The sequence below is a fragment of the Anaeromusa sp. genome (genome assembly GCF_028691475.1).
Classification (GTDB): domain Bacteria; phylum Bacillota; class Negativicutes; order Anaeromusales; family Anaeromusaceae; genus Anaeromusa.
Map to the genome: position 1 here is coordinate 1 of NZ_JAQUZF010000144.1, position 5,580 is coordinate 5,580.

Annotated in this window: 2 protein-coding genes; both read left to right on the forward strand. The window is 54.0% G+C overall.

The annotated features are described in order from the left end of the window. Positions 1–233: 233 nt before the first annotated feature. Positions 234–1,952 (forward strand): diguanylate cyclase, encoded by a 1,719-nt coding sequence (locus tag PHF27_RS13070; protein ID WP_300070951.1) that lies wholly within the window; start codon positions 234–236, stop codon positions 1,950–1,952. Positions 1,953–2,172: 220 nt separating this feature from the next. Continuing rightward, positions 2,173–5,439 carry a DEAD/DEAH box helicase gene (locus PHF27_RS13075; protein ID WP_300070954.1) on the forward strand — a complete coding sequence of 1,089 codons (3,267 nt, stop codon included), beginning with the start codon at positions 2,173–2,175 and terminating at the stop codon, positions 5,437–5,439. The last annotated feature ends 141 nt before the right edge of the window (positions 5,440–5,580 follow it).

A 5,580-nucleotide genomic window follows, 5' to 3' on the forward strand; every position in this document is an offset into this window, starting at 1 on the left:
CGCTGCGCCAGCGACGCTCCCCGCTATATTGTCATGCCTCAAGGCGCCAATACAGTGCCGCTTTTGGACGGCAAAGTCTCTGTCGGCTAACCAAGCAAAGCCAAGACCTCTTTGATCAGGCCTTGGCTTTATTTTTTCCCATTTTTGGAAAAGCCAGTATATCCGCCCCTGCAAGACTGCTATAATGAATATATACGTTTTTATTGCATACAACCAAAAGGGAGGCCGTCACGATGTCTACTTCTTCCCATTATCATCGCACCCTTTTTGAAAAATCTCCCAACGCCATTGCGTACCATCGGCTGCTCCGCAATGATACTGGCGCTGTCTGTGACAGCCTTCTCTTACATGTAAATCCTGCGTTGGAAGTTCTTTTCCAACGGGCCGCCAGCGAATTAGTCGGCCGACGCTTCTTGGAGGTTTACCCCCATTATAACGAGCGAACCCAGCGCTTCATCTCCAGCTTGGACGAAGCCTCCCGCAGCCAAACAGAGATTACCCTGAGCTTTCATGCGCATTTCATCGGAAAATGGCTGCGCACGACGCTTTTCGCTTTGGACGCCGACACGGTCGCTTCCATTTCTACGGACATTACGCAGGAAGTGATGCAGGAAATAGAATTCAAAGGCTTTCTGCAGTCCAATCTGGACATGCTTGCCGTCGGCGACAAGAACGGACGCTTTATCCGGGTCAATCAAGAGTTTGAAAATATCCTCGGGTACAGCACAGACGAACTAGAGGGAAAATTAGTCACCGACTTCATTCACCCCGATGATCTTGAAGCCACCTTAGCCGCCCTTAGCACCTTGAAAGAAGAAATCCCCCTCAATCAATTCATCAACCGCTACCGCTGCAAAACCGGCGAATACAAATACCTGGAATGGCGCGCCCATCCCATTGGAAAGTACATTTACGCTTCTGCGCGCGATACTAGCGAGCGACGCCGTTTAGAAAAAGAATTGCGAGAAGTGAATGCCAAACTGTCCGAACAAACCGCTCTCTTAACTACACAAAATCATAGCCTGCAGCTGCAAGCCACCACCGACGAGCTAACAGGCTTATACAACCGTTATTTTTTGGATCAAGTTCTCGATGAGCTGCTGGATCGAGCCGACCGGTATAATGAAACCATTTCACTGGTTATTTTCGATTTAGACCGTTTCAAAAAAGTCAACGATACCTGGGGACATCCTGTGGGGGACGAAGTATTGAAGTATACGACAAAATTAGCGAAAAAACATCTGCGCAGAGCCGATATTCTCATTCGTCTGGGCGGGGAAGAATTCGCCCTGCTCATGCCTCAGACCAACCTCAACGACGCCATTCAAGCCGCCGAAAAGCTACGGCAAGCCTTGGAAACCGCACCGCATCCTACAGCGGGCTGCACCACCGCCAGCTTTGGCGTTGCCGAACGTTTGCGGGCCGAATCCTTCAAACGCTGGTACAAGCGAGCAGACCAAGCCATGTACATCGCCAAAGAAAGCGGTCGCAACCGCGTCATGCCCAGTTCTATAGAAGATGCGCACTCCTTGACCAATATCGACTTGCATTGGCAACCAGCCTGGAACAGCGGCAGCCGCGAAATCGACAGCCAGCACCATAAACTGCTGGAACTGGCCACACTCCTCCTGAACCGGCGGGGCTCCTTGCAAACGGAAAAGAATCTAGAAGAGCTTACTGCGCACATCGATTTTCATTTTTCCGCCGAAGCCCGTTTGCTCGCAAAGCTGCATTACGAAGGAGCTGCCGAGCACGCTCAGCTTCACCAGAAGCTTCTGGCGAAATTCGACCAACTTATACAAACTTACCGCGATGGCGCGATCCGCACCTCGGCCTTCTTTTCCTTTATTATCGATGATCTAATCATGGATCATATGCTTAAAGAAGATGTTAAATTCTTTTCCTTCCTGCGGCAGAAGCTAGCCGAAAGCGACAGCCACAGTCCCTCCTAACATTCTTTTTCGTACCCTCCATCTACTCCCTTTACCCCTGTTTAAAAACCGGACCTCGTGCTTTCTCCTTCGAACCCTCCGATTCTCCCGTGACTCCTGTTCAAGCCTCGTCTCTCTCCGGTCTTATTCATTTTCTAGTTTTCTCACTGTAGACGCTTACGGGCGTCTGCTTTTTTGTTATAATAAAAAGATACCCATTCTGCGAAAACGAGGTCTTTTCATGCTAAACCTGCATTTAACCGATGACGCCATTTCCCAGGAAGCCTCTTGGGACAGTTCTTACCAGCGCGGCTGCACCTACCATCGCCAAGGCCGCGTAGATAGACTGCGCTTTGACGCAGCCCAGCAGCGCTATTACGCTACTGTCAGAGGCACCCGTTCCTATAAGGTCGAAGTATGGGGCGACACGCGCATGCTCCATTACCAGTGCAACTGTCCCGCCTACGACGGCTACAGCGCCTGCAAGCACATCGTCGCCGTCCTTAAGGCCATCCAGAACCGCGAAGCTCTCTCTCATCCTGAAGGTGAAGAAGCAGCAAGCCAACACAATCCGAATCTAACCCCCGCCGAAGCGGCTCTTTTGGCCCATTACCGACCCCAAGCGCAAGCGACAGCGGCTGCTGCAGGCAGCCAGGAAGTGCAGTTAGCCGTTACCTACTGCCGCCGCCAAAGCGGCGTTCTCTCCCAAATCTGGCTGGAGTTGAGTATTGGCGTAAGCCGTCTTTATGTGCTGAAAGACTTGCCTGCTTTTTTGGAGCATGTCTGTTGGGGCCAGCCCCATCCGTTCGGCAAGAATTTTACCTTCACCCCGGGAACGATGCGCTTTGATGCTATTTCGGCGCAGCTGTTTACGCTGATCCGCGAAGCCTACCAAAGCGAGCGCGAACGCCGCGCCTGGAGCGGCAGCTTTTTCAGCGCCAACGACACCCTTTCTTCGTTCCACAATAAACGAGGCTTCTCTTTGGACAGCGCCCAGCAACGCCAGTTTTGGCAATGGGCCCAGCAGCACCACGTTCCCATCCGGCTGCTTTTAAATGACAAGGAATACGATGCAGCTCCAGTGCTTGCAGCCACACCGCCGCTCACAACGGTTTTGGATGACATTCCCGGCGGCGTCAGCGTACGCCTGGAAGCTCCTGACGACTCTTGGGAGTTGCTGACCGGCAATGGCAGCCATCTCTACTGCGGCGGCAGCATCTATGCCGTTCCGGAAGATTTCCGCCTGACCTGGACGCCGCTCTTAGAGCATTTTCAAGGACATAAAGTACGAGAGCTCCGCATCCCCTTGGAAGAATCAGAGCCTCTTTTCAGCGCCATGATGCCCAAGCTGGAAGCGGCTGGTTCGGTGCAAGTGGCAACAACGCTGCAGCAGCGCTTCCGCAGAGAGCCGCTGGAAGCCAAGATCTACCTGGACCGCTACGGCTCAGGCCTGGCGGCGCGGCTGGAGTGCCGCTACGCCGGACAGCTCTTAGAAGAAGGCGCCCCGACGCGCCGTGATGAATCCGGCGCCATCTGGCTGCGGGACGAAGCGGCGGAAAGCTCCGTACGCCAAGCGCTTTCCCAGGCAGGCTTTCGGGAAAGCGGCCTGTTCTGGCAGCTAGAGCACCCGGACGCGCTCTTTCATTTTGCCGATGAAGGTCTGGCCGCTTTGCAGCAGCAGGCCGAAGTCTTCGGCGCTGACGATCTGCGCCTGAAAGTACGTCCGATGAGCGCCAGCGCCGGCGTTCGCTTAAGCAGCACCGGCTTAGTGGAACTATCCTTGGAGCATGAAGGCCTTGACCGCAAGGAACTCTGGGATATTCTAGCTTCGTACCGACAGAAAAAACAGTATCACCGCCTCAAAGACGGCGCCTTTTTGAAACTCGAAGGCGCTGCCGAGGAAATGCTGGCGATGGTAGACAGCCTAGGACTGAGCAAGCAGGAGCTGGCTCAAGAAAATTTGACGCTGCCTCGTTACCGCGCGCTATATCTGGATTTGCTCGCCCGCGAAAGCCAGTCCCTGCATGTAGAACGGGAGAAAAGCTTCCGCCAGTTAGTGAGGGACATTCGCCGCCCCGAAGAAAGCGAACGCGAACTGCCGCAGCAGCTCAACGCACAATTACGGGAATACCAGGAAACCGGCTACCGCTGGCTGACCTCCTTAGCACAGCACCAGTTGGGAGGCGTTCTGGCGGACGACATGGGTTTAGGCAAAACAGTACAAATGCTAGCATTCTTGCAGTATGCTAAAGAACAAGGCGAAACAAGACCGTCTCTGGTTGTAGCGCCCACGTCTCTTGTCTATAACTGGCTGGAGGAAGCCTCCCGCTTCACGCCGGGCCTGCGCGTGCGCGTCCTCGCCGGTCAGCAAAGCAGCCGCCAGGAGGCGCTGCAAGACCTAGAAGATACGGATCTTTTCATCACGTCCTACGGCGTGCTGCGCCGGGATATCGAAAACTACCAGGATCTCCACTTCTACTGCGCCATTCTCGATGAAGCGCAGCATATTAAAAACCCGAGCACCCAAGCGGCGCAAGCGGCGAAAGACATTCCCGCCCAGGTGCGCTTCGCGCTCACTGGCACGCCGGTGGAAAATTCCCTCACCGAACTGTGGTCGATCTTTGATTTCATTTTGCCGGGCTACTTGCGCAGCCATAAGTTTTTCCAGGATCACTTTGAAACGCCCATCGTCAAAGACCAAGACCAGGAAGCGCTGCAAAACCTGAGCCGCCATATCCGGCCTTTCCTATTGCGCCGCTTGAAAAAAGAAGTACTCAAGGAGCTGCCTCCTAAAGTGGAAAGTAAGATGAGCGCCGAAATGACGCCCCGCCAAAGCAAAGTCTACGCCGCCTGGCTGGCTAAAGCCCGCCAGGAAATGCAAGAAGAACTCACCGCCCAGGGCTTTGAACAAAGCCGCATCAAAATTCTGGCGCTCCTCACGCGCCTGCGCCAGCTCTGCTGCCATCCAGCGCTCTTTCTCGACGACTACCGCGGCGGCAGCGGCAAGCTGGATCTCTTGCATGAGCTGCTCCAGGATGCCCTGGACGGCGGTCACCGGGTGCTGCTCTTCTCCCAGTTCACAGGCATGCTGGATCTTATCCGCCAGCATCTAGCCAAGGAGGGCATCGACTGCTTCTACCTCGATGGCGCCACCCCCGCCCAAGAGCGCCTGCGGCTGGTAAACGCCTTCAATGGCGGTGAAAAATCGGTGTTTCTCATCTCCCTGAAAGCCGGGGGCACAGGCCTCAACCTCACCGGTGCAGACATGGTCATTCACTATGATCCCTGGTGGAATCCGGCTGTTGAAGACCAGGCCACCGACCGGGCCTACCGCATCGGCCAAAAGCAATCGGTCCAAGTCTATAAGCTCATCGCGAAAAACACGATCGAAGAAAAAATATATGCCCTACAGGAGCGCAAAAAAGAAATGATCGACTCCGTCATTCAACCGGGCGAGAATTTCCTGGGCAAATTGAGCGAAGCAGAACTGCGAGAGCTGTTCTTGTAAGTTCCCATACTTTTCAGGTTCTATGTCAATGGTTGGGGTAAAAGCATAAAGTAATGTTGGCAGCGAGGATGCAAATTCTCGCTGCTATCTATTTTTAGTAACCGCAAGATAGAGGATGCGGTTACGCATTCGCTCAAAATT

Excerpts from the sequence above, each read along its gene's own strand:
- PHF27_RS13070 (WP_300070951.1), top strand. The coding sequence starts at position 234 with ATGTCTACTTCTTCCCATTATCATCGCACCCTTTTTGAAAAATCTCCC.
- PHF27_RS13075 (WP_300070954.1), top strand. The coding sequence starts at position 2,173 with ATGCTAAACCTGCATTTAACCGATGACGCCATTTCCCAGGAAGCCTCT.